The sequence below is a fragment of the Calothrix anomala FACHB-343 genome, from assembly GCF_014696435.1.
Classification (GTDB): Bacteria; Cyanobacteriota; Cyanobacteriia; order Cyanobacteriales; family Nostocaceae; genus Aulosira; species Aulosira anomala_A.
The window spans coordinates 1-23,610 of the sequence record NZ_JACJQG010000091.1 but is presented as its reverse complement, the minus strand read 5'-3'; the positions used below and the strand labels follow the sequence as shown (position 1 = coordinate 23,610).

Here is a 23,610-nt window from a genome sequence, read left to right as displayed (position 1 = left end):
GATAGAAATTACTGCCAAATTAATGATTACTCTACCTACTACCCTAAAAATTCTCTTCTTCTTGGCGTACTTGGCGGTTTATTAAACAAGCTTTTATGAGATGATAAATATCTGTTGATAGCAAATAAATCTATTATGTGGCAAGTAAACATCAATTGTTCAGGCGACGCTTGGAAAAGCTATGGTGCTGCATTTAAAGCACTCGCTGATAAATATCCAGGTGATTGCATTACCTCTAAAAAAATGCCCGATGGTAACCGGATTATGATATACAAAATCGAAGATGTCAGCGATGCCGAAACTTTTACCGAAGAGTGTCAAAAATTCCCAGGATTTACAGCCTACTTTGAATCTTGAAATCAGCAAAAATTTATCTTGATTATATGAAAAAACAATCTTTCTCCATCATAAAATTGATATTAATTACTTGCCTAATTTTCACAGGTATGGTTACACAACCGGCAACAGCCGCAGATATAACCAACGGTGCGAAAATATTTGATATTCATTGTGCTGGCTGTCATGAAAACGGCGGTAATATCGTCAGACGCGGTAAGACTTTAAAAAAGAAAGCACTGAAGAAATATGGTATGGATTCTTTAGAGGCAATAACATCCATTGTCACCAATGGTAAAAGTAATATGTCAGCCTACAAAGACCGTTTAACAACAGAACAAATTCAAGATGTTGCGAATTACGTTCTTGAACAAGCTGAGAAAGATTGGCGAAAATTAGTCATTAGTCATTAGTCATTAGTCATTAGTCATTAGTCATTCGTCATTAGTCATTCGTCATTTGTAAAAATACTTGTGCTTAACCCCCGCAAATTTCTTCATAATTCATCATTCATAATTCATCATTCACAATGACTCTACCAACAGCAAGTTATCTGCAATTTACCCCTGATTTAAAAATTTGTCGCATCTTAAATGGTATGTGGCAAGTTTCTGGCGGACATGGACGCATTAATCCCACATTTGCCATTCAAACCATGTTTAAATATGTAGATGCAGGCTTTACAACTTGGGATTTAGCAGACCATTATGGCCCTGCTGAAGACTTAATTGGTGAATTCCGCCGTCAAGTTATTGCTACTCGTGGTAAAGAAGCATTAGCAAATATTCAAGCATTTACTAAATGGGTACCCCGTCCTGGGAAAATGACTAAAAAAATAGTTGAAGATAATATTAATATTTCCCTGCGCCGGATGGATGTGGAATCATTAGATTTAATGCAGTTTCATTGGTGGGAATATCAAGATAAAAACTATCTTGATGCACTCAAATATATGGCAGAATTGCAAACTGAGGGTAAAATTAAACATTTAGCCTTGACTAATTTTGACACTGAACATCTGCAAGTTATCACCGAAGCAGGAATCAAAATCGTTTCTAATCAAGTGCAATTTTCTCTCGTTGATCGTCGTCCAGAAGTAAATATGATAAATTTCTGTCAACAGCACGATATTAAACTATTTACTTATGGGACAGTATGCGGTGGTTTGCTATCAGAAAAATACTTAGGTAAATCAGAACCGCGAGGATTTGATTTAACTACAGTTAGCTTGAAAAAGTATAAAAATATGGTCGATGCTTGGGGTGGTTGGCAATTATTCCAAGAGTTACTTTCTACGCTGAAAACTATCGCCGATAAGCATGGGGTGAGTATTTCTAATGTCGCAGTACGTTATATCTTAGATAAACCTGCTGTAGGCGGTGTGATTGTAGGCGCAAGATTAGGCATATCAGAACATTTAGCAGATAACGCCAAGGTATTTAGTTTTAATTTAGATGCTGAGGATTTACAAAAGATTGATGCTGTCTCGCAAAAATCACGGGATTTGTATCAGTTAATCGGTGACTGCGGTGACGAATATCGACGGTGATAACAATTCAAAATTCAAAATTCAAAATTCAAAATTAAAGACATTTTTAGATGGGGATTTACACTCCGACTGAAAATGATACTACGTATAGACGTAGGGGTCTTAAACCCTGTTATTTACGATAAGCAAAGGGCGGGGAAACCCCGCCCCTACGTTGATATTAACCCCCTCCTTGCTTGCAGGGAGGGGGTTAGGGGGTGGGGTTCTAAGCGCTAAAGTACTTAGCTACCGGGTGATAAGTAATAATCGCCGTTGTAGACTGTTCTGGATAAAGCTGTTCGCTCTCATCCATATAGAGATTAATCCTATCAGTCCCCAACAACTCCAGCTGCTTGTATTGATCCTGAATATTCGGACAAGCCGGATAGCCAAAACTATACCGCGAACCCCGATAACGTTGCGCCAATATATCCCGAATATTGTTCGGTTCCTCAGCCGCAAAGCCTAATTCCTGACGAATCCTGGCGTGTGTCCATTCCGCCAAAGCTTCCGCTACCTGCACCGCTAAACCGTGGAAATACAGATAATCTGTGTATTGATTATCCGCAAATAACTTCTGCGCGTACTCCGTCGCAATCTCTCCCACAGTTACCGCTTGCATTGGGAACACATCAATGATTCCCGATTCCTTCGGCGCAAAGAAATCTGCAATACAAAGCCTGTTAAAAGACTTCTGTCGAGGAAACTCAAAACTTGCTTTTACCTCTGTGTTCTCTGCGCCTCTGTGGTTCGATTCATAAACATACAAACTATTCCCCTCAGCCTGACAAGGAAAATATCCATAAATCACTTGAGGATGCAACAAATTCTCCTCAATAATCCGCCGTTTCCACTGTTCCAAAATCGGATGCACTTTCTCAGCTAAGAAAGCTTGATATTCTTCCTTAGTTTGCTCCTTGGGTTTACGGAATTGCCATTGTCCAGCTATCAAAGCTTGCAAATCTAAATACCAGAATATTTCCTCTAATGAAATATCGCTAGGCTGTAATAACTTCGTTCCCCAAAAAGGCGGTGTGGGACGTTGAATATCTACCGCCACAGCTTCAGAACGTCTGGTATCTACAACAATCTTATCCCCTGAATCTTGCTTCTTCTTAGCAGATTCCTTCACCGGAAATTCTGCCTTTTTGCTAATAACTTCTGCTGCATCATCGCCAATTTCATCCAAAAAGCCTTGTAAATTATCCCATTTACCTGCTGCTTTGGCTGGCATTAATTTATCCATGAAATGCAAGTCAGAGAACGCATCTTTGCCATAAATAACTTTACCTTTGTAGGTATTTTGGCAATCTTGATGCACAAACTTCGGAGTCAGCGCCGCACCACCTAAAATCACCGGAACAGTGATTCCTTTTTCGTTAAATACCTCCAAATTTTCTTTCATAAAGGCGGTAGATTTTACCAACAACCCACTCATCGCAATACAATCAGCTTGATGCTGTTCGTAAGCTTGAATGATGTTTTCTACTGACTGTTTGATGCCCAAATTAATGACTTTATAACCATTATTAGAAAGAATGATATCCACGAGGTTTTTACCAATATCATGAACATCCCCTTTCACTGTGGCAATAATCACACTTCCTTTAGCATTATTCCCCGCTTCCGACTTTTCCATGAACGGTTCGAGGTAAGCTACCGCCGCTTTCATGGTTTCCGCCGACTGTAAGACAAAGGGTAGCTGCATTTGTCCGGAACCGAATAACTCACCCACAACTTTCATCCCATCTAGGAGAAATGTGTTGATAATTTCCAAGGGGGGATATTGTTCTAAAGCTTTGGTGAGTTGTGCTTCTAAGCCAATGCGTTCGCCATCAATAATATGACGCTTGAGGCGTTCTTCAATGGGTAAACTTTCATCAACACCTTTGTTGCGTTTTGTCGTTACCCCAGCAAAAACTGTAGTCAGTTCTCCTAAAGGATCGTAAACGCAGACATCACCCTCAAACCGCCGTTCATCATAAATTAACTGGCGACAAACTTCTTGATGTCGCGCTTCTATCTTCGCGAGTGGTAAAATCTTGCTAGCGCTGACAATGGCTGCATCCATTCCCGCAGTCATCGCCTCATGTAAAAACATCGAGTTCAGCACAATCCGCGCGGCAGGATTTAAACCAAAGGAAATATTTGATACGCCCAAAATTACATGACATCCAGGCAATTCTTGGCGAATTCTGCGAATCGCTTCGATTGTTGCTTTACCATTCTCCCTATCTTCCTCAATCCCGGTGGAAATAGGTAAAGCTAAGGTGTCAAAGAAAATTTCTGTAGGTGGGATACCATATTCTACAGCTTGACGATAGGCACGTTGGGCGATCGCAAATTTTTTCTCAGCAGTTCGCGCCATCCCATCTTCGTCTATTGTGCCAATTACTACCCCTGCACCGTATTTCTTCGCTAACTCCAGCACCTTCAGAAAACGCGGTTCGCCATCTTCATAGTTAGTCGAGTTGAGTAAGCACTTACCCCCCGCAACTTTTAAACCCGCTTCCATCTTTTCCCATTCGGTGGAGTCGAGCATCAAGGGTAATGTAACATTATTAACAATGCGCGAAACGAGTTCGTGCATATCCTTGACCCCATCGCGCCCTACGTAATCGACGTTAACATCAAGCACATGGGCACCTTCTTTCACCTGGGATCTCGCCATTGATACCAAGCCATCCCAATCTTCGGCATTCAGCAATTCGCGGCATTTTTTAGAACCGCTAGCGTTGAGGCGTTCGCCAACAATTAAGAAAGAATTATCTTGGTCGTAAGGCTGAGTCGTATAAATTGATGCTGCCGCAGGTTCTAAACTCGGCTGTCGCACCTTCGGCTTTAACTCTTGGGCAATTTCTGCTAATTGTTGAATGTGTTCTGGTCTTGTCCCACAGCAACCCCCAATCACTTGGACACCCAAATCTTCAACAAAGTGCATCAACGCCATCCGTAATTCCATCGGTGTCAAGCGGTAATGTGCTTGACCGCCGACATTCTCCGGTAAACCCGCATTAGGAATACAAGAAACGATAAAAGGTGAATGTTCAGCCAGATATTTAATATGTGGCTTCATTAAATCCGGGCCTGTGGCACAGTTGAGTCCCAAGATATCAATGGGGTATGGTGCCAAAATTGTCAGTACGGCACTGATTTCTGTACCTACCAACATTGTCCCCATACTTTCCATTGTCACCGATACCATCAACGGACGGCGATCGCCTTTTTTCGCAAAAACTTCTTCAATCCCATTCAGCGCTGCTTTAATTTGCAACACATCCTGGCAAGTTTCCACAATAAATATATCAACCCCACCATCCCACAAAGCTTCTGCTTGTTCGGCAAAAGCTGTCTTTAATGTGTCAAAGTCAATATGTCCCAAGGTAGGAAGTTTTGTGGTGGGGCCAATGGAACCCGCTACAAACCGGGGTTTTTCGGGTGTCGAGAATTCCGCCGCTACAGATTTGGCTAATTCAGCAGCTTTCTTGTTGAGGTAATATGTCTGTTCTGCTAAGTCATATTCTGCCAAAACAATGGAAGTCGCACCAAAAGTATCCGTTTCAATCACATCTGCACCAGCAGCGAGGAAATCGCGGTGAACCTTGGCGACAGCTTCCGGCTTTGTGTGGACTAAATATTCATTACAACCCTCATACTGCACCCCGCCAAAGTCATCAGCCGTCAAGTTTTGTGTTTGTAAATTAGTCCCCATTGCACCGTCAAAGACGATAACCGGGCCATCTGGACTATGTAAGCGTTCAAGAAAAGGATGTTTCATGTTTTCCGTGCGGAAATAATGTTAGTCGTGTTTTATAAGACTTAACTTATTATTTCTAAAATTTACAAATTTTCGCTACCGTGGAATAAATTTGCACAGAAAGATAGAAAATTATGGTCAAAAGTTCATAGTTGACTGTTGACTGTTGACCGTTGACTGTTGACTGTTGACCAAAATTAATTATTCCTGGATCGCTCATTGATCCAATCTTGTAAAATCGGATTGACTAATTCTGGTGCTTCATCTTGCGGGCAATGTCCTACCCCTTCTAAGGGAATAAACTTCAATACTTGGGGATAATCAGCTAACTCTCTACCTAAATCTACTGGTTCCCAAGGGTCAGCTGTTCCCCAAATAATAATAGCCGGACAAGGTAACACAGGAAGTAAATCTTCCGGTAAGGGGCCGCGAGAATAACTGGTAAAGGCTAAAAATACAGCTACTGCACCAGGATCTTGCGCTGGCGCGGTTAAAATATCTACTAGCTCGTCTGTGACCGCTTCAGAGTTAGCGTAAGCTTGGAGGAGAATTTTCCTGACTGTTTTAGGTTTGGCAACTTGATTGAAAAAGAACTTGCCAACCGGTTTGATGGATAATATATTTTGCAGCAATGGTGCGCCCAGACGACGAGATAAGGGTAAAGTTGCTCGTTTGCGATCGTGTAATAGTCTTAAAGAACAGTTAATTAATGCTAATCCTAAGGCAATCTCTGGATTGCTGACTGCTGCTTGCATTGCCACAATGCAGCCAATGGAATTTCCGACTAAAAATGCAGGTTCCCCTACCACTTCCCGACAAAAATCTGCTACTTGCTGTCCCCAGGTTTCTAGGGTGTAGTTAATTTTTTTACCTGGTTCTGGTTTAGCTGAACTGCCAAAACCAATCAAATCTATGGCATAAACGCGGCAATTTTCTGCTAACACTGGTATATTTTGCCGCCAATGCTGCCAGGAAGCGCCAAAACCATGTACTAATACTACAGCCGGGCCAATAGTTCCTTGGCTTTGGTAGCAGATGGGGAAACCTTGCCAAATCCAAGTTTTTGTGGCGGTAAATGTGGTTTGAAGATTTGTCATAATAGTTGATAAATTATGTATTTCACAATTAGACCGAAATGTCTTACCGCAGCTATTTTTCAGGATTTAAAATCATTTTGATGCTGAGGCTGTGCTGCTAGTACGGCTTGCTAGGAATTTGTCATTACTTGCCCATAGGGATTTTATGAAGTTGTAAATTAGTAGCTGATGGTAGCTGCTCTGTACTAGCTCTCATAAAGTTGTATACATAAATATATGTGTAAAATATAACATAATGTTATGATTGTTTTCTACTAATTCAAATTTAGGAAAGTAGTTACAAGACAATATTGATACTTTAAAATTAGCTGCTATCAAACAAAACTGTCTCTAGAATAGAGTATTTATCTTGGTTGGTAGCAGTCAAATATCTTACAAAATTATCTTGATGATGTGTAATTTATGATCGCCATCAGGTCAATAGATAGTATTATTGCTATAGGTATATAGTAATTGGTAAATTTCTTACAAAGGTTTTGATGGTCAAGAGTACTAGGGAAATATAGCGAAAATTACCAATTATTTGGGTTTCATCGCGGAATTTATGCCTAATATGCTCTAAATATAATAACGCTCGCTAGGAAAAAGGTAATTGCAACAAGCAACTAGATTATTCATTAAATTCCCTACATTAACCTACAAATAAGTTTTCGTAAAGAATGAATTAATCATGCTTGGTACAGAGCAACTATTGCTAGGATTGATTACAGCAATTCTACGGTAATTATAAAATTTCTACCTTAGCTCAGATTCTGCGATCGCGACCTAGTTGTTTTAGCTGCGTAAAACTGCCAATGATATCTAGTTCAATTTTCCAGGATTAGTATCAGTATGAGATTCAGTAGTTTTACAATTTACGCTAGCTAGATTAGTCCATAAAATGAGGACTTATTGAGCATCTGCCAAGGAGTGGTTTGCAACTAGGAAACTGACGCTGAATTTGCCGCAATTTTTTTTGTTGCTAGTTCCTCCAAACCTAAACCCATGACTATACTAGAATCTATTGATACTCCTGTTGGGAGCTATGCACCAGACTTTGAACTGCCAGGAATAGATAATCAAGTACATCATCTGAGTCGTTATCTAAATAAGTTCCGTGCAGTTGCTGTGATTTCCATGTCTAATAACTGCCCTTATGTAACTTTATATTTAGACCGACTCAAAAAAATTCAAGCAGAATTTGCCAAAATAGGTTTTACATTAATTGGGATGAATGGCTGTGGCGCAATGGGACAGCCAAAAGAAAGTTTGGAAAATATGAGAATTTTCGCCCAGTCTCATCAGTTAAACTTCCCTTATATATGGGACTCAACTCAAGATGTAACTCAGAGTTTGGGGGCGAATAAAACACCAATGGCTTTTTTAATTGATAAGACAGGTATTTTACGCTACAGGGGCGCGATTGACGATTATCCGCAAAATCCCTTGGCAGCAGGAGAAGATTATTTAAAAAATGCGATCGCGGCGCTGCTAAAAGGCCATAAAATAAATACACCAGAAACTGAGGCGGTAGGTACTTCATTAATCTGGCATAACTAGACAGAGATAGCCATTGTACTGCTATCTTAAGTTGGAGGCAATTGCAACTGTTTCGACAAAGCGTAACTTCATGGGAACGAATTACCGACGGGTTTTACTTAAACTGAGCGGTGAAGCTTTAATGGGCAACATGGGCTATGGGATTGATCCAGAAGTGGTCAAGGAAATAGCCCAAGAAGTAGGAGAGGTGGTAGCCACCGGCGTGCAGATCGCGATCGTGGTGGGCGGCGGCAATATTTTTCGTGGTGTCAAAGCAGCATCGGCGGGTATGGATCGCGCCACTGCTGACTACATCGGGATGATTGCCACGGTAATGAATGCCATGACGCTGCAAGATTCCCTAGAACGGATAGGGGTGCAGACGCGAGTGCAAACTGCGATCGCTATGCAAGAATTAGCCGAACCTTATATCCGTCGTCGTGCCATCCGTCATCTTGAAAAAGGGCGGGTGGTAATTTTTGGCGCTGGTTCGGGGAATCCCTTCTTTACCACTGATACCACGGCGGCATTAAGAGCAGCAGAAATCGATGCCGAAGTAATTTTTAAAGCCACCAAGGTAGACGGAGTATATGATGCCGATCCTTTTGTCTATCCAGATGCTAAACGTTATACCAGCCTCACATACGCCCATGTTTTGGCGCAAGATTTACGGGTAATGGATACTACAGCGATTGCCTTGTGTAAAGAAAATAATATCCCAATTCTGGTTTTTGACTTAACGGTGCGAGGTAATATCCATCGGGCAGTCATGGGAGAATCCATCGGCACCCTTGTGGGAGGTTCTTGTGAAATTAGCTGAAGCTCAGAGTAAAATGCAACATACCGTTGAGGCAACTCAACGGGCTTTTAACACGATTCGTACTGGTCGCGCCAATGCGAGTCTCTTAGATAAAGTACAGGTGGAATATTACGGAACACCAACGCCATTAAAATCACTGGCAAATATCAGTACACCTGATGCCTCAACCATTTTAATTCAACCTTACGATCGCAGTAGCTTGAATATAGTGGAAAAGGCAATTTCCTTGTCAGATGTGGGTTTAACCCCCAGCAATGACGGTTCTGTCATCAGGCTGAATATCCCGCCCCTAACAAGCGATCGCCGCAAAGAACTCGTCAAACTGGCTGCTAAATATGCCGAAGAAGGGCGTGTGGGGATTCGTAACATTCGCCGTGATGCCATAGATTCTATTCGCAAGCAGGAAAAAAACGCGGAAATTTCTGAAGATGAATCCCGCGATCAACAAGACGAACTGCAAAAATTAACTAATAAATACACTGCCAGAATTGACGAATTATTGGCAGAAAAAGAAAAGGACATTACGACTGTTTAGGGGATGGGGCATGGGGCATGGGGCATTGGCTTCGGCTCCTATAGGCTATGCTCATTCCTGGGTCAATTTTCCACAACTGACAACTGACAACTGACAACTGACAATTGACCTAGAAACCACAGATATTCATCGTTATTTTTCGGTGTTTATCTGTGGTTTTACTTAATCAATGAGAATTTTTGATGCGCGCTCAGTATACACTAGTCTAAGGTGGCGATTGCACTACCCGATCAAGTTTTGCTGGGCTAAGTGAGGAGCAAGAATTCAGCAATATGTACGATTGTATTATTGTGGGAGCCGGGCCATCGGGGGGAACTGCTGCCTATCATTTGGCCAAGCAGGGTCGCTCAGTATTAATTTTAGAAAAAGCATCTCTACCTAGATATAAACCCTGTGGTGGTGGAGTCTCACCAGCGATCGCTCAATGGTTTGATTTTGATTTTAGTCCAGCGATTTCTGTCAAGGTAGACTCTTTGCGCTTTACCTGGAATTTAGAAGACCCAGTAGAAGCAAAAATCGGCGTGAAAGAACCGATTTGGATGGTAAGACGGGATGTTTTTGACCATTTTCTCGTCCAACAAGCCCAGAAACAAGGGGCGAAACTGCAAGATAATACAGAAGTCACGGGTATTGAGTTTACAGGCGATGCTTGGCAGGTGAATACAGCCAATGGCTCGTTTACAGGTCGCTATTTAATCGCGGCTGATGGTGCGAAAGGGCCGATGGCTAAATGGTTAGGCTTTAAAGACCGCAAACGTCACTTAGCTGGCGCATTAGAAGCAGAAGTTCCCGCCAATGTGGAAAATACATCTCTGGCTCATTTTGAATTTGGCTTGGTGAAGAATGGCTATATTTGGAATTTTCCCAAAGCTGACGGGTATTCTTTAGGTGTGGGTAGCTTTATTGGCGGCGCACCTCCCCAAGACTTTAAGAAGATTTTAGATGAATACGCCCAATCTTTTAATGTCGATGTGAAAGTTTGTCAGCAATACGGTCATCCGATTTGCTTGTGGAATGGGAATCAAAAGCTACATACCCAAAATGCTGTTTTAGCTGGGGAAGCAGCTTGTGTAGTTGACCCGATGACGGCGGAAGGTATTCGTCCTTCGATTTTTAGCGGTTTGCTAGCAGCAAGTGCTATTAATCGGGCGCTATCGGGCGATATTAACGCTGTAGAAGAATATACCAATGCCATTAACGAACAATGGGGAGCGGATATGGCTTGGGCGCAAAAATTAGCTAATGCATTTTATCGCTTTCCCAAAATGGGTTATAGCGTGGGTGTGAAGCGTCCTTCTGGTGCGCAAATTATGGGTAAAATTCTCTGTGGTGAAATGCGCTATGGTGAAGTGGTTAATCGGGCGCTCAAGCGTTTAATTCCTGGTTTTGGTGGGTGAATTGTTGAATGTTGACTGTTGACTGTTGACTGTTGACTGTTGACTGTTGACTGTTGACTGTTGACTGTTGACTGTTGACTGTTGACTAAAAAGAAAATGTTGTTCTGATTGTACCAACATAAACTGGATCGCTATTTTGTTTATGTTCGGGATTAGTGATGATTAATAACCCAGGAGTAATGGCAATATTATCATTAATTTGCCAGCGATATAACATTTCTAAATGCCAAGCGGTAGCTTTATCTTGAAATCTATTACCAAAATCATTACTGATAACTTTTGGCGGTTGACCAATGATAATACCACCTAAGTTACCTTTTTTGCCTAAATCGGGAAAGGCTAAGGTAATAGCATAGTTAAAAATGTTAGCGCTGGGTTTTCCTGTAATGTCTTCGGCGGTGGCTTGTGTTAAACCAACCCAACCGCCTATAGTGAAACTACGGCTTAATCGCCAAGTTGTTTGTAAACCGTAAGAATTGGCAGTTATACTATTACTTTTATCGTTAAAAGGGTCATTAGCTAGTTCGCTTCCTGTTCCTGTTTTCAAGTTATTAAAAGAGCGGATATAAGTTAAACCAAATTTATAATTATTACTAGGTCTAAGAGTTAGTTGGACAATTGCTCCATAGGGACTTTTGCTAATTCCTACTCTGGGATTGCGAGCATTATCAGCGATATAACCAAGACTTAAATTAACATTTTTGCTAATTTGATAATCTATACCTATACCCATACCCGCACTTTGGCGATAAATTGGGTTATGTCTGCCAAAGCGGGAGATTGCACCGAGACTACTTCTGATAAAAAAAGGATTTACTGTATCAGCAAAATCGCTTAATTCACTACCAGTAGCGCTCAGAGAAAGTCTAGCTTGTTTGCTAATAGGAAATGTATATTCTAAACGGCTGATATTTAGTTCATTATCGTTATCACTTTCAAAGCCTAAGCGAGCCATATCTGTACCTGTAGCTTTTTCTAGGCTAGAGATATTTGCAGATTGCAATCGCAATCTCAAATGGTCTTTACCACTAAAGCTACTATCAAGATTTAAGCGTACACGGTTATGAAAAACAAGATTATTATCGATGGGTTTTTGATGGCGATCGCTTTTTTTTTCACCAAAGGCTCCCGTAACTGCAAATATGGCTTCTCCGGTTAGCTTGGTAGTGGTTGAAAATTGTTGTGTTTGCAATTGTGAGGTTTGCAAATCTAAATTTTCTATCCGGTTTTCTAAGCGACTTAATTCAGTTGAAAATTCTGTTTGTAATCTTTGCAATATGATTAAATCATCTTGATTCACCGTTATTTGATTGGCGGTAATGAGTTGCTGAATTCTCCGCCAGCAGGAACTTAAATGAATGGCAAATTCATCACGGGTAAGAGTTTGGTCACCTGCATAAATGCTATGGTAATTAAGCTGGCAACCGTAGCGTTGTTCTAAGAATTGCAATGCTTGAAATGACCAATCTGTAAATTTTATCTCTGATAGTTTGGAAACGGAATTAAAAGATGATATATTGCTTTGTTCTGTGTTGATAATATCCTGAGCTAAGGCTGGGTGGGATAAGGCGAAAATTGCGCTAATCGCAGCAGAGCTAAAAGATATCAATTGACGAAAAAGTTTTGTAAAAACAAAAATTTGTTGATAAAAAAGTTTGATTTTAATAGATGAAATTATGTGCTGATTCACGTTTTTCGCAACACATCAAATATGAGATGAATTCGCCATTCTTCAGCAGGGTTAAAAGCCTCATGGGGTTGTTTATTGTCAAACCACCACAATTCACCTTCATGCATGGTAACTTCTTCACTGCCGCATTTCATCCAGCTACCCGATGGACTTTGGAGTACCAGATGATAGCGATCGCGCAATCTATAATATTCTCCGTGGTCGATGTGGCTGTAAACTCGTCCCTTGGGAGCTAATCTCACAATGTTAACTCTACCTAGTTCACCCCCAATCTCCGCCACAAAATCCTCTACCCAATTCATCACCACAGGAAATTCCTTGGCTACTTCGGTAGGACAAGATTCATGGACATCCCTAGCATTCTCAATTCCCACCGGAAAGGGTTTGACTGCTCTCCTGAGGAAAATACTTTGAGTTTCTTGTTGGGGGGCGAGTTTTTGCTGGCGGCTGGTATCATAAAACCATAAAGGCGATTTTTCGGTGATTTCCGCCATGATTGGGGCAATATTTACTTTTTGCTTGAGCTGTTGAAAAGCTATTTTGGGTTGGGGTGGTTGTTGGGGGAATTCTGGTAAATTGTAGAGTTTGAGAATCGCCATCAGGCTTTGCTGCACATTATCGAGACGAATAGTGTTGTCATAGACAGTAGTACGCACACCACCCCAAACGAGCGATCGCTCTTGGATGTAGAACGTATCCACATCATCTTTAAATTGCAATTGGCGAATATGGCGTAATCCCCGCCAGATAGCTAACTCATAGGCGTTAGCTCTAGGGGTATCGTTGCTTTGTTTAGCCAAGCGATAAGCATCAACTAAACCTTGGAGATAATTTCCGGTTGTCGCTGCATGGGGTGAACCATATTCTTTCTGTGCTGGATCGTAAAATCGCCCCCGCGCATCTAGAGAGCGGAGTTTTTCCCATTGCTGCATTGGCAATAGCCAATCATACATCTCAAAAATAAAATCCCGCAAGAGCGGATCGCCCGTCTCATCATATAGCAATGCATAGGCTTGAGCGTGCCAGGGAATAAAGGCAGGATGACGATGTTTTAAGTGCCATTGGCGATAATAGAGCAAGCTTTGGCGACATCGCTGCAATAAATATTTTTCCTGAGTCGCTTTATACAGAGATGCCCAAAATAGCAGTACTAATCCTGAATGTAAATTCTGGCTGCGGGGCTGAGAACTGATGCTAAATGAGCCATCAGGTTGCCAAAATGCTTCAATTTCTTGACTGAGCATCTGCAAAATATCAGCATAGCGATCGCGATCGGGATGTTCTAAAATCGCTAACGCTGCTAAGGCTGTTGTGCCCAATTCTACTTTACCGCGATGTTCGCTACCACCGATACCAGATTGTAATCGATAGTACTGTGCCAGATTGTAGGTGAGATTGCGATCGGCCATGACTAGGCGATCGGACTGACCTGTAAATTGGGCATAGCGGATTAAGCCCAAAGTTGCTAAAAACTGACGAGTTATATTATTATCATCAGAAGGGTGGTTTGTGCTGGGAAAATATTTGTAGATTAAGCGCCCATTGTCAAGGCAGTTGTGCTGTAACCATATCCCCATACTCTCCAGCATATCTGAGATCGTTTGGCGAGACATTTCAGCTAAGGGTACAATTTGATTGCCGCGATATAATTTTGTGACTGCGGCGGCGGCATCGAGAGTTAGCAATATTTGTTCCGCTGCAAAAGATTCGATAATTCCGCCTTGATTGGCGAAAGCTTCAGCAGAAATAGATATTTGTTGCAGAAAACTAGCAAATACCTCTGGAAAGCTCAAATTACGAGCAATCATTTGGGTGGGACTATATATTGCTACCTGGGATTGATATTGCAGTTTAATACCGCGAATTCCTCTTTTTGAATTAGGAAACTTACTAGAAAAATCTAGAAGTGAAACCGGTCGATAGTGGTGAGTCAAGCAAATTTCAATAGTATCTACTTGTTGCCAGCCTTCATGAGACATAGAGGAGGTAACAGTACCGCAGATAGCATTCAAGACTTCACCTTGATCTAGCCAGTAATCGCCAAGCAAAACTCCATTTTGGCGTAGGGCGACATAGCCACGGCGATCGCTGCTAAAAACCCGGAGTTTTTTTGGCAAATCGCTGAAAGCTGTAGTTAACAAGTCTGCTAAAGCAGCGCGATCAATGATTGGGTTGGGCATGGGGCATGGGGCATGGGGCATGGGGCATTGGTCAACAGTCAACAGTCAACGGTCAACAGTCAACGGTCAACGGTCAACGGTCAACAGTCAACCTCTTTGAGACATCACACTTTGGGTGTGTGACCAAAATAGGCGACTGGTAGGGCCATCTTTGGCTAATAACTCTTTGGTCGGCCCTGCTTCTATGAGGCGACCGGCTTCTAGGTGCCAAACAGCATCGGCTGCGGCTAGGCGTTCTTTGCGGTGGGTAATAATTAAAACTGTGCCTTGATATTCTGCGAGGATGCGATCTACAACGGCGGCGGCTTGGGCATCTAGGTTAGCATCGACCTCATCTAGTAGTAATACTGGGGGATTGCCTAAAATTGCTCGTGCGAGGGCAATTCTTTGACGTTGTCCGGCGGATAAACCTTTACCTCCTTCGGCAACTCTGGTTTTTTCGCCTTCTGGAAGTTCTGCTAGTAGTTCATCTATGCCGCACAATTGACGAACTCTGGTAATTTCTTCTATGGGTGCATCTCGCCAGCGATAGCGGAGATTTTTATCAACGCTTCCCCGCAATAGTGGTAAATCTAATGCAGCCATGCCAATGGCTCGCCTGACAGATTTTAAACTATGTTGGGCTAGGTCTTGTCCATCGAGCCGAATCACGCCTTTATCGGGGTCAACTAAACGGGCGGCGAGAGATAATAATGTTGATTTACCCGCACCATTGGGGCCGACGATGGCGACAATTTCACCAGGAAAGGCGATCGCGCTAATGTTATGTAACCCACCTTCTAAGCTGACATCATCAAATTCTAAACATCCCGGCCCCGTTTGCAGTTCAGGTGCATTAGGTATTTCTTTTACCAGGGAAGGAGTGGCTAAAAATTGCTGAATCTTCCCTATTGCTACCCGCGAGTTATGCCAATATTCTTGTACTTTACCCAAGTCTCGCAACCGGGGTACTAAAAAACCGACAATTGTCATGGCAGCAACGACGGTTCCAGGGGTAGCGCGATTGGCGGTTACTTCTAGCGCTCCCATTAATAAAGTCGCGCTAGCCGCGATCGCTGTGGTACCTTCGGTAATGGCTTGCATTTGCCCAGCTACTACCGCCCGATTCACCATCGCCTCTTCCAATTCCCTGCATTGACGGGCAATTCGCCTTTTTTCCCGTTGTGACTGACCAAAAACTTGCACAACCGCAATTGAACCGACTTTTTCGTTGATATTCCCCGCTAACCTACTCAGGCGATCGCGTGCTTCTTTGGCTGTAGTTCTCATTTTTTGGCTGAGTTTGAATGCACTAATCGTGCCAATTGTCAAGACCAAAGCTACGGTGACAGCCAAACGGATATTAACCAATGATAAAGCTAATAAGGATGCGATCGCGACTGTAATCGCGACTACTAGCCTAGCTAATCCCAAACTAACCCATTGACGAATAGCGCTTAAATCGCTGACAAAGCGGAGCATTACCCCGCCCTGACTACGACTTTGCAGAGTCCGGGGGGAAAGGCTCATTAATCTGTCATACAAAATCAGCCGGAGTTCGTAAACATATTCTTGACCAATGCGTTCAGCATCAGTGCGTTCCATCATCCGGAGTAAAGCAGTGACAACAGCCGCCGCTAGTAAACCTAGACCTATTTGCCAAATTTGCTGATACGAGCTGAAATTAGCAGCTGTAATAATTTTGTCAAAGGCTAATTCTACCAAAAAGGCATTGGCTAATGTAGCAATTGCCTGAAAAAAGCCATTCATCACTAAGCGCGTCAGCAGCCACATGCGGATACCACTGAATATGCGGGGAATCTGCATCATGATTGTTTTTCTCTTAAATCTGCAAATGGCTGTTTAATCTTGCGCAGTCAAGATAGTCGGGGGTACGAACAGAGAAGATGAAAAAATTAAAGGTGGATGTTCGGCTTTTTTAGCACTAGCTAAGATATTCATTGCTTCTGTTTTCAGCATTGGCAAATCTAAAACAGGTAATGATGTCATTTGCAGAACTTCGCGAGATGCTAAGGGGGATGCAGTCACTAAACCACTGATACCAACTACAGGAATGTTCTGTTTTTGCAACCATTCCACCCCAGCATAGGCTCCCAAGGAACCACCAGCTGCGAACAATACACCATCAACAGTTTGGCGGAAAATTGTCGAGGAAACTAAAGTTGATGTTTCTTCTTGAAATAAGCCATCAGCTATTTCTAAAACAATAACATCGACATTTTGAGCGGCGAGATGGTTATTTAAGGTGACGAAAATCTCTTCTACTTGTTTGGGTGTGGCTCTATAAGTGCTGGGATAACCAACGCAAGTAAAATCTAATACTACTCTAGCACCAGCATCTTGCATCAGCCAAGTATCGTTACCTGCACCAGTACCTGTAATCTTAGCTGCGCCAACTTTCAGTCCTGAGTTAGCAAAACCGTTAATTAGATGAGCAGCTGTGGTAGTTTTACCTGCGTTCATGGATGTGCCAACAACAGCTATGGTGCATGGTCTTTGCCCAATATACTCTGTTGTGGGTAAAGCCCAATCAGCTAGGTTGAGGCGTTTTCCTTGTTTATCGCCCAGTAAGCCAATAGGGGTAATGGTAGTGGGCAGTTTTACCTTAGCATTTTTAGACAGAACTTTTGCGGCTATCCCCCCAGCTGCGGCTAAATTACATGGTGATAAGTCTGGAGGAATCTCGGCTTCAAATTGATCGGGAGCATAGCGGTTTCCATAGCAAAGCACCAATTCATCGCCAATAAAAATAATCGCTTTGCGCCCATCAACTTGGTCGATCCGTTCGTGTTGACCGATGGAGTCTACTCTGACTAAGACTAAATCCCCTGATTCTGGTTTGATGTCTCCCGTTAAAATTGTAGCGATCGCATTTACATCTACTGAACGTGTGGTGTATCCTGCTTTTGCTTTTGCTAGTCTTGCAGATGCTAATTGAGTAATTTCGATCATAATCTTCCTCTCTATGTTATCGCCTCAGACGATCGGCTCAAAACAGCCCAAATTCAACCAGAGAGATCCCAACGATCCCTGATGTGATGTTTAAGGTGGTAAAATAGCCGAGTTTAATAGTTCAAATCTTTCCAGCCATGACAGGCGCGCAAGTTTGCCATAATTATTCAGTGCGCCGAAACAATTGATAGCTGCACGCGTATTTCACGCCTGCTGGATGAGTTATTACGTATTTAAGCAGTAAATACGCACACAGCTTTTTATTAAAAACAGGAACACAAAAAATTTTAAAATAGCTCTTGCTCATGAAAAATATGAACTTATCAATCTCAAATTGACAAATTCATACATTAGTTTTTAGGCACTATGTTGCCAAGCATATATTGGTTGTAATTTCTCGATTAAATCTTTTTTTGGCTGGGCATTAGGGAGACGTGAAACTTTGAGTTTAGCCTTTAATTTCTCGCGTACAAATCGATTTACAGTGTCATACTTGACTTGCAAACCACATTCTAAATCCAGCCATTCTACGATTTCGCGGTAACTGCGAAAGCTTTCAGGTGATGCTAGGCGATTCTTCAACTTCTCCAAGGCTTCCCCTTGAATTTTTTTTTGTGCTCCTGGTGCTGTTCTCACTTCTAGGAGTTTCTCTAATCCCCCTTGGCGATATTGTTGTAGCCAACGAGTAATGGTGGCTGGACTACGCCCCAAAAGTTGACCTAATTCATGGTGCTGTTTCACTTGACCTGTTTTCAGCCACCACAACATTTGCAATCTTTCTTTCTGGGAGGCATTTTTTGCTCTCTTGAGACTTTTCTCTAAAAATTCTGCACTCTCCAATATTTCTATTTTTAGTTGTCTGGCCATAATCAATTGATCCCCACTTGCCCCGTTTGTTGATTTCGCACGTCAAAATTTCTCATTGGTATTGCTACCAAATGTGATACTGTCTAGGGCAAAAAATACGTTGTTTTTGCTTACTTATAATTATTGTTTACCTCAATTAAGATGGCTTAAAGCTTTTATGAGAGTTTTCTCATGTATCTAAGCGATAACCGATCCCTCTGACTGTTTGAATATAGTCACTACCTAATTTTTTGCGGAGATAACCAACATAAACATCCACAATATTAGAACCGGGGTCATAGTCGTAACCCCAAACATGGCTGAGTAGTTGCTCGCGGGTCAATACTTGGCCGGGATGACGGAGAAAGATTTCTGCTAAAGTAAATTCTCTGGCGGCTAGTTCAATATAGCGATCGCCTACTTTGACTTTGCGTGTACGTAAATCTAACATAATATCGCCTGCTGTTAGTAACATTTCGTCCTTAGCTTTGGGTAGGCGATAGTCGCGTAACCTAACGCGAATGCGAGCTAGCAATTCTTCAAAGCGAAATGGCTTGGTAACATAATCATCAGCGCCACTTTCCAAGCCAGTAACTTTATCTTTGACATCGTCACAGGCGGTGAGAATAATAATCGGTAGCAGTTCTCCTTGACCCCGCAATTCTTCTAAGACTACCCAGCCATTTTTACCGGGAAGACCAATATCCAGGATTAATAAATCGAATTCCCCACTCAAAGCCATAAAAATAGTCTCATCACCAGTACTAGCTACAGCACTGGTAAAACCATTCGCTTTCAATCCTTTTTGTAAAAAGCTGGCAATGCGAGGTTCATCTTCTGCTATGAGAATTCTGTTCACCTAAGGCTATCTGCTCCAAAAAACTTACCTAAACTTATTCAAACTTGTTGATTAGTTGAGCGTTTTCTTCCTGCTTCAACCAAGGTAGACGACTACTTCTTGTCCACAGGCGTTAAGTTAAGGTTGAGCCAACCTTACTTTATCAGATGGGGCATTTTCAAGGTTAATAGAGGCATTCTCGTCTCTGCCTTGAAGATGCCCACAGTTTTGACAGTTGAAAATTCTGTCAGACAAACTCATTGGTTGAAGATGATGACATTTACAACACTGCCTTGAACTGGGATACCATCTATCGACCAATTCAACTTTTGTGCCGTAAAAAGACTGCTTATAAGTTAATTGACGACGAATTTCGTAAAAGCAGTTATTGCTTACAGCATCAGCTAACTTATGGTTAGCAATCATCCCTTGGACATTTAAGTCTTCAATGCGAATAACATACGCTTTACGACTTAAGTCAGTTGTCATCTTTTGCGTCGTATCTTGCCTAATATTGGCGATGTGAGCATGTTTTTTGGCTACTTTGGTGTAAAATCTATGGGCATTGTGAGATGCCTTGATTTTTAATTTCTTGTTCCCCAGCACCTTATTTCGATTCCGCCATTGCAATAATTGAAGCTTGGTTTTCGCTATTTTTGTAGTAATTGGCATGGCATAAGTTGTGCCGTCAGAACAAGTTGCCAAAGTTTTTACACCTAAATCCACCCCAATCTTTTCTATTGGATGAATAACTGGTGGTACTTTTTCAGCATCCAACACAAATGATACGAACCATCTATCCGCAGTTCTTGAAACAGTAAATGTTTGCGAACTGCAAATAAAGTTAACCCGCTCCTTTAATCGAAAGCCGAGCGGAGTCGAGGCTTTAATTCCAGGAAGAGCAATATTTTTCCCTCGGTTAATTACCACTCTATTGGTAAAAGGTATCGCTGGCTTGCCTTTTTCTGGATAGATTCCTGATGTTTTGTAAACAGTGAACGAATCACCTTTCTTTTTACTTTTTTTGACCGGGAATTCTCCTAAGGCTTTACGCCAACGACTAAAAGCATTTTTCAAGTCTTGAAAAGCTGATTGATATACAGTGGATGGATACTTTTTTGTCCATGTATATTCTGGCTTATTCATCGTGACTTGAGTGAATACTTTTTTGATGGCATCCAGTCGTTTTGAATCACCGACTTTGATGCCATCAAAATCCCAACTTGCCATGATTAAATCCAGGGCATAGTTGTAAACAAATCTTCTGAATCCTGCCATGCCACGCATTAGAGAGCGCTCTTTCTTATTCAGTTTTAGCTCTCTGTTTATTGCATACATAGCTTTACTTACTCAGACTTATTTATGCGAGTCAGTATATCGGTTATTCTGTACATGGGTCAATACTTTCTACATCTTTTTTACTGATGAACACCTGCTATTTCACCAAAATCAGATACCTTCCACATAAACTTCCTCATGTTGACTAACTATGAGTAAGTTTAAGTAAGAATTTCACTATTTAGTCAAGCTCCGTAAAAATTGTATCTGTTGGGCATGGGGCATGGGAAAGACAGATTTTCATACTTGGTTGTGAAAATATAAGTAAGTCGGCGGGAATAAACCAAACTATGTTGCACAATGTAAACATGCTTGGAACCCTTACCAATGACCAATGACCAATGACCAATGACCAATGACCAATGACCAATAACAGACTTCGCCAGTTGTCTTTAATTGCACCGACCTACTTAATAGGGCTTTCAAACCCTTTTTTATTTCGTGGATGGCGATGAACAAATTTTCATCGTGACTACTTGTTGGCTATGATTCAGGCCTGTGAAATAATAAATTTTTATTACCGCGGTTGCTGGATTTGGGGATGGGTTTGAGGGGAATAACTATGGTAAAGGTCGAGCCACCATGAGGGCGGCTGAAGAGTTCAATTCTACCACTGTGAGCTTCGGCAATTGCTTGGACAATCGATAATCCTAAACCAGCACCATTGGAACGACGGTGTTTAATTAAGCCTCGTGCAAAGCGCTGAAAAATCCGCTCTTGGTCGCTGAGGGGAATTCCTTCGCCTGTATCGCGTACCCAAAGACGCAATTGATTATTTCTGATATCTGAACCTAAGCCAATCGCATCACCTTCTTTGGTGTGATGTGTGGCATTTTCCGCCAAATTCATGATTGCTTGAGTCAAGCGTTGACGGTCAGCCCGAATTTTACCCCTAGCTATAGCATCTAAACGCCACTGTCGTGGGGCTAATGCTTTGGCTTTGGCGTACAGTTCCAGAGTTAGAGAATTAATTTCGACAACTTCTAAATTTAAAAAATCTGGTTGTTCTGACTTGGCTAGTAATAGCAAGTCTTCCACAAAACGATTCATCCGGTCTAATTCATCTAAAACTAATTCGATGGTTTCTTGTCGCTCTTGGGGGTCGTCTCCTAATAGCTCTAAATGTCCGCGAATAATGGTAATTGGTGTGCGTAATTCATGACTGGCGTCGTTAATAAAATCTCGCTGGCTGGAAAAGGCTGTTTCTAACCTTTCCAACATCTCGTTAAATGTGATAGTCAGTTGAGCAATTTCCTCTGCACCTTTGACGGGTATGCGTTGTGTTAGGTCAGTTTCTCTAATGGACTGAGTAGTTTGTGTTAGCAGGTTTAGGGGTTTGAGTACCTTACTAGCTACTACCCAAGCTAAAAAAGAAAAAGCAACTGTCACGACAAACATAACTTGAATAATCAGCTTAACTGCATTACTTACCTCATCACGTTCGCCAGCAGTTGCATGAAGTACCACAAATACGCCATGATTTTTGTCTGTGATGATGGGTTGAGCAAGGTAAATTACCTCACCATCAGCAGTGGAAAATTCGCCTTTCTCAGCAATTTTGATTTGAGATAAAGTCTTGAGGATCTGCGAATCAGATTTAAACCATTCGGGAAGAGCTAGGGGACTGCTGCTGTAAATTTGCCCGTTTAATAGGGCTACCAAAAACTCATCATCATCGGGAATGTTGCTTTTGAGAAAAACCTTAAATAAAGATATGATGTCATCGCCAAAAGGTTGACTAGTTTCTGGATTTGCTCCATATGCTAACATGCGGAATTCTTGCATTTCTTGCACTAGAGATTTTTTGATTCGCTCTTGTACATGAAAAAATAGAATTTGATCGATGATAAACGTGCCTACCACAGAAGAAAATCCCATGAGCAGCACATAACCAATGACAATATGCGTGCGTAGGCTAAATAATATTCTGTAGAGTAGGGATGATGAATTGTGCTGTTTCATGCTTTTGTCAGTCCTGAGTTAAAAATCATTAAGCTGACAATCAAGAAACCCCTTCTATAATAGAATTTCACCTCCTAATTGGCTTTTTAATCCCATCTCAATAGTAGTTGAATTACTGAGATCTCAAGTAATTCAATTGAGCAATAAACAGATTTTACCGTAATTGTCGTGACAAATTAATATCTGGTCAAGGGAACATTTAATCGAGGAAATACGTCATATTGCTGGTTTTCTCAGCACAAAAATTATAGCTGTTGACTGTTAACTGTTGACTGTTGACAGACTTGGAAGCCTTTTATTTTCAGGGTATTATGTTAGCTTGATGTCCTAATCTCTGGGGAGCATCCCAAATGTGCAAAAACGCCCTCACCCTATAAGGGTGGGGCTAGAAATACGAAGCCTGCCTTCGCAGGCTAAAAGTTTGATAGCCTGCCAAGGCAGGCTTTGTTGGTATAGCAATACCCTTCTAGGGTATTGCGTCAAAATTGGGATGCTCCCTAATCTATGTAGCTACAGCTATATCATTAAGAAACAATGCCAGCCAAAGTATAATGTGGCTTTGCTGTCTACGATTGTGCTGTAGCAGCTATTTTAGCTTAGTAAACAGGCTGTATTGCCAAAAAAGGGCTATTTAACGCTATGATTCTTGTTGATTGTAGAGATTTTGACACTCCCCTGCCTGATTAAATTTTGCTACGCTCATTTAATCGAAAAGGCAGGGGATTCTTGGTTCATCCAGCAAGCCGTAAACCTTTGTGTCCCTATTCCCAACGCTGTTGGTACAAGGGCAGTACTTAACCAAGCATCCGCTACTGC

The 23,610-nt window shown here is 41.8% G+C and carries 18 protein-coding genes; 7 read left to right on the top strand and 11 right to left on the bottom strand.

Features of this window, described 5'->3' with window-relative positions:
• The first annotated feature begins 135 nt into the window (after window positions 1–135).
• From H6G08_RS33230 to H6G08_RS33220, 3 genes are all read left to right on the top strand, one after another.
• Complete coding sequence (locus H6G08_RS33230; protein ID WP_190551006.1) at window positions 136–357, top strand: hypothetical protein; 222 nt, start codon at window positions 136–138, stop codon at window positions 355–357.
• 26 nt (window positions 358–383) lie between these two features.
• Window positions 384–749, top strand: a complete 366-nt coding sequence (gene petJ, locus H6G08_RS33225) for a cytochrome c6 PetJ (protein ID WP_190551021.1) — start codon at window positions 384–386, stop codon at window positions 747–749.
• A gap of 116 nt (window positions 750–865) precedes the next feature.
• Window positions 866–1,885 carry an aldo/keto reductase gene (locus H6G08_RS33220; protein WP_190551005.1) on the top strand — a complete coding sequence of 340 codons (1,020 nt, stop codon included), beginning with the start codon at window positions 866–868 and terminating at the stop codon, window positions 1,883–1,885.
• 205 nt (window positions 1,886–2,090) lie between these two features.
• Here H6G08_RS33220 and metH read toward each other — a convergent pair whose 3' ends face one another.
• On the bottom strand, window positions 2,091–5,642 hold the full coding sequence (gene metH, locus H6G08_RS33215) for a methionine synthase (protein WP_190551004.1): 3,552 nt from the start codon (window positions 5,640–5,642) through the stop codon (window positions 2,091–2,093).
• A gap of 176 nt (window positions 5,643–5,818) precedes the next feature.
• Window positions 5,819–6,718: an alpha/beta fold hydrolase gene (locus H6G08_RS33210; protein WP_190551003.1), complete on the bottom strand. Its 900-nt coding sequence runs from the start codon at window positions 6,716–6,718 to the stop codon at window positions 5,819–5,821.
• 984 nt (window positions 6,719–7,702) lie between these two features.
• On the opposite strand from H6G08_RS33210, the gene H6G08_RS33205 reads away from it, so the two are divergent.
• The 4 genes from H6G08_RS33205 (at window position 7,703) to H6G08_RS33190 (ending at window position 10,988) form a co-directional block, all read left to right on the top strand.
• Window positions 7,703–8,257: a thioredoxin family protein gene (locus tag H6G08_RS33205; RefSeq protein WP_190551002.1), complete on the top strand. Its 555-nt coding sequence runs from the start codon at window positions 7,703–7,705 to the stop codon at window positions 8,255–8,257.
• A gap of 70 nt (window positions 8,258–8,327) precedes the next feature.
• Complete coding sequence (gene pyrH / locus H6G08_RS33200; RefSeq protein ID WP_096645168.1) at window positions 8,328–9,056, top strand: UMP kinase; 729 nt, start codon at window positions 8,328–8,330, stop codon at window positions 9,054–9,056.
• Window positions 9,043–9,591 (top strand): ribosome recycling factor, encoded by a 549-nt coding sequence (frr, locus tag H6G08_RS33195; protein ID WP_190551001.1) that lies wholly within the window; start codon window positions 9,043–9,045, stop codon window positions 9,589–9,591. Before pyrH ends, frr begins: the two co-directional genes overlap by 14 nt.
• Window positions 9,592–9,863: 272 nt before the next feature.
• The gene (locus H6G08_RS33190) at window positions 9,864–10,988 is read left to right on the top strand and encodes a geranylgeranyl reductase family protein (RefSeq protein WP_190551000.1); all 1,125 of its coding nucleotides are present in this window, start codon (window positions 9,864–9,866) and stop codon (window positions 10,986–10,988) included.
• On the opposite strand, the gene H6G08_RS33185 is transcribed toward H6G08_RS33190, so the two are convergent.
• From H6G08_RS33185 to H6G08_RS33145, 9 genes are all read right to left on the bottom strand, one after another.
• Window positions 10,965–11,108 carry a hypothetical protein gene (locus H6G08_RS33185; RefSeq protein WP_190550999.1) on the bottom strand — a complete coding sequence of 48 codons (144 nt, stop codon included), beginning with the start codon at window positions 11,106–11,108 and terminating at the stop codon, window positions 10,965–10,967. The two genes, H6G08_RS33190 and H6G08_RS33185, sit on opposite strands and share 24 nt — an antisense overlap.
• Window positions 11,074–12,678, bottom strand: a complete 1,605-nt coding sequence (locus tag H6G08_RS33180) for an iron uptake porin (RefSeq protein WP_313943486.1) — start codon at window positions 12,676–12,678, stop codon at window positions 11,074–11,076. Before H6G08_RS33180 ends, H6G08_RS33185 begins: the two co-directional genes overlap by 35 nt.
• Window positions 12,675–14,858, bottom strand: coding sequence for an aspartyl/asparaginyl beta-hydroxylase domain-containing protein (locus H6G08_RS33175; RefSeq protein ID WP_190550998.1), 2,184 nt, complete (start codon window positions 14,856–14,858; stop codon window positions 12,675–12,677). Before H6G08_RS33175 ends, H6G08_RS33180 begins: the two co-directional genes overlap by 4 nt.
• Before the next feature lie 87 nt (window positions 14,859–14,945).
• Window positions 14,946–16,667: an ABC transporter ATP-binding protein gene (locus H6G08_RS33170; protein WP_190550997.1), complete on the bottom strand. Its 1,722-nt coding sequence runs from the start codon at window positions 16,665–16,667 to the stop codon at window positions 14,946–14,948.
• A gap of 33 nt (window positions 16,668–16,700) precedes the next feature.
• Window positions 16,701–17,810, bottom strand: coding sequence for a molybdopterin-guanine dinucleotide biosynthesis protein MobB (locus H6G08_RS33165; protein ID WP_190550995.1), 1,110 nt, complete (start codon window positions 17,808–17,810; stop codon window positions 16,701–16,703).
• Window positions 17,811–18,167: 357 nt separating this feature from the next.
• Entirely contained in the window at window positions 18,168–18,677 is a 510-nt protein-coding gene (locus tag H6G08_RS33160) for a helix-turn-helix domain-containing protein (RefSeq protein ID WP_190550993.1), read from the bottom strand.
• A 169-nt stretch (window positions 18,678–18,846) separates the two neighbouring features.
• A complete protein-coding gene (locus tag H6G08_RS33155; RefSeq protein ID WP_190550991.1) occupies window positions 18,847–19,515 on the bottom strand; it encodes a response regulator transcription factor in 669 nt (222 codons plus the stop codon).
• 117 nt (window positions 19,516–19,632) lie between these two features.
• Window positions 19,633–20,832, bottom strand: coding sequence for an RNA-guided endonuclease InsQ/TnpB family protein (locus H6G08_RS33150; RefSeq protein ID WP_190550989.1), 1,200 nt, complete (start codon window positions 20,830–20,832; stop codon window positions 19,633–19,635).
• Between the two features lie 483 nt (window positions 20,833–21,315).
• Window positions 21,316–22,794: a sensor histidine kinase gene (locus H6G08_RS33145; RefSeq protein ID WP_190550987.1), complete on the bottom strand. Its 1,479-nt coding sequence runs from the start codon at window positions 22,792–22,794 to the stop codon at window positions 21,316–21,318.
• Window positions 22,795–23,610: the final 816 nt, after the last annotated feature.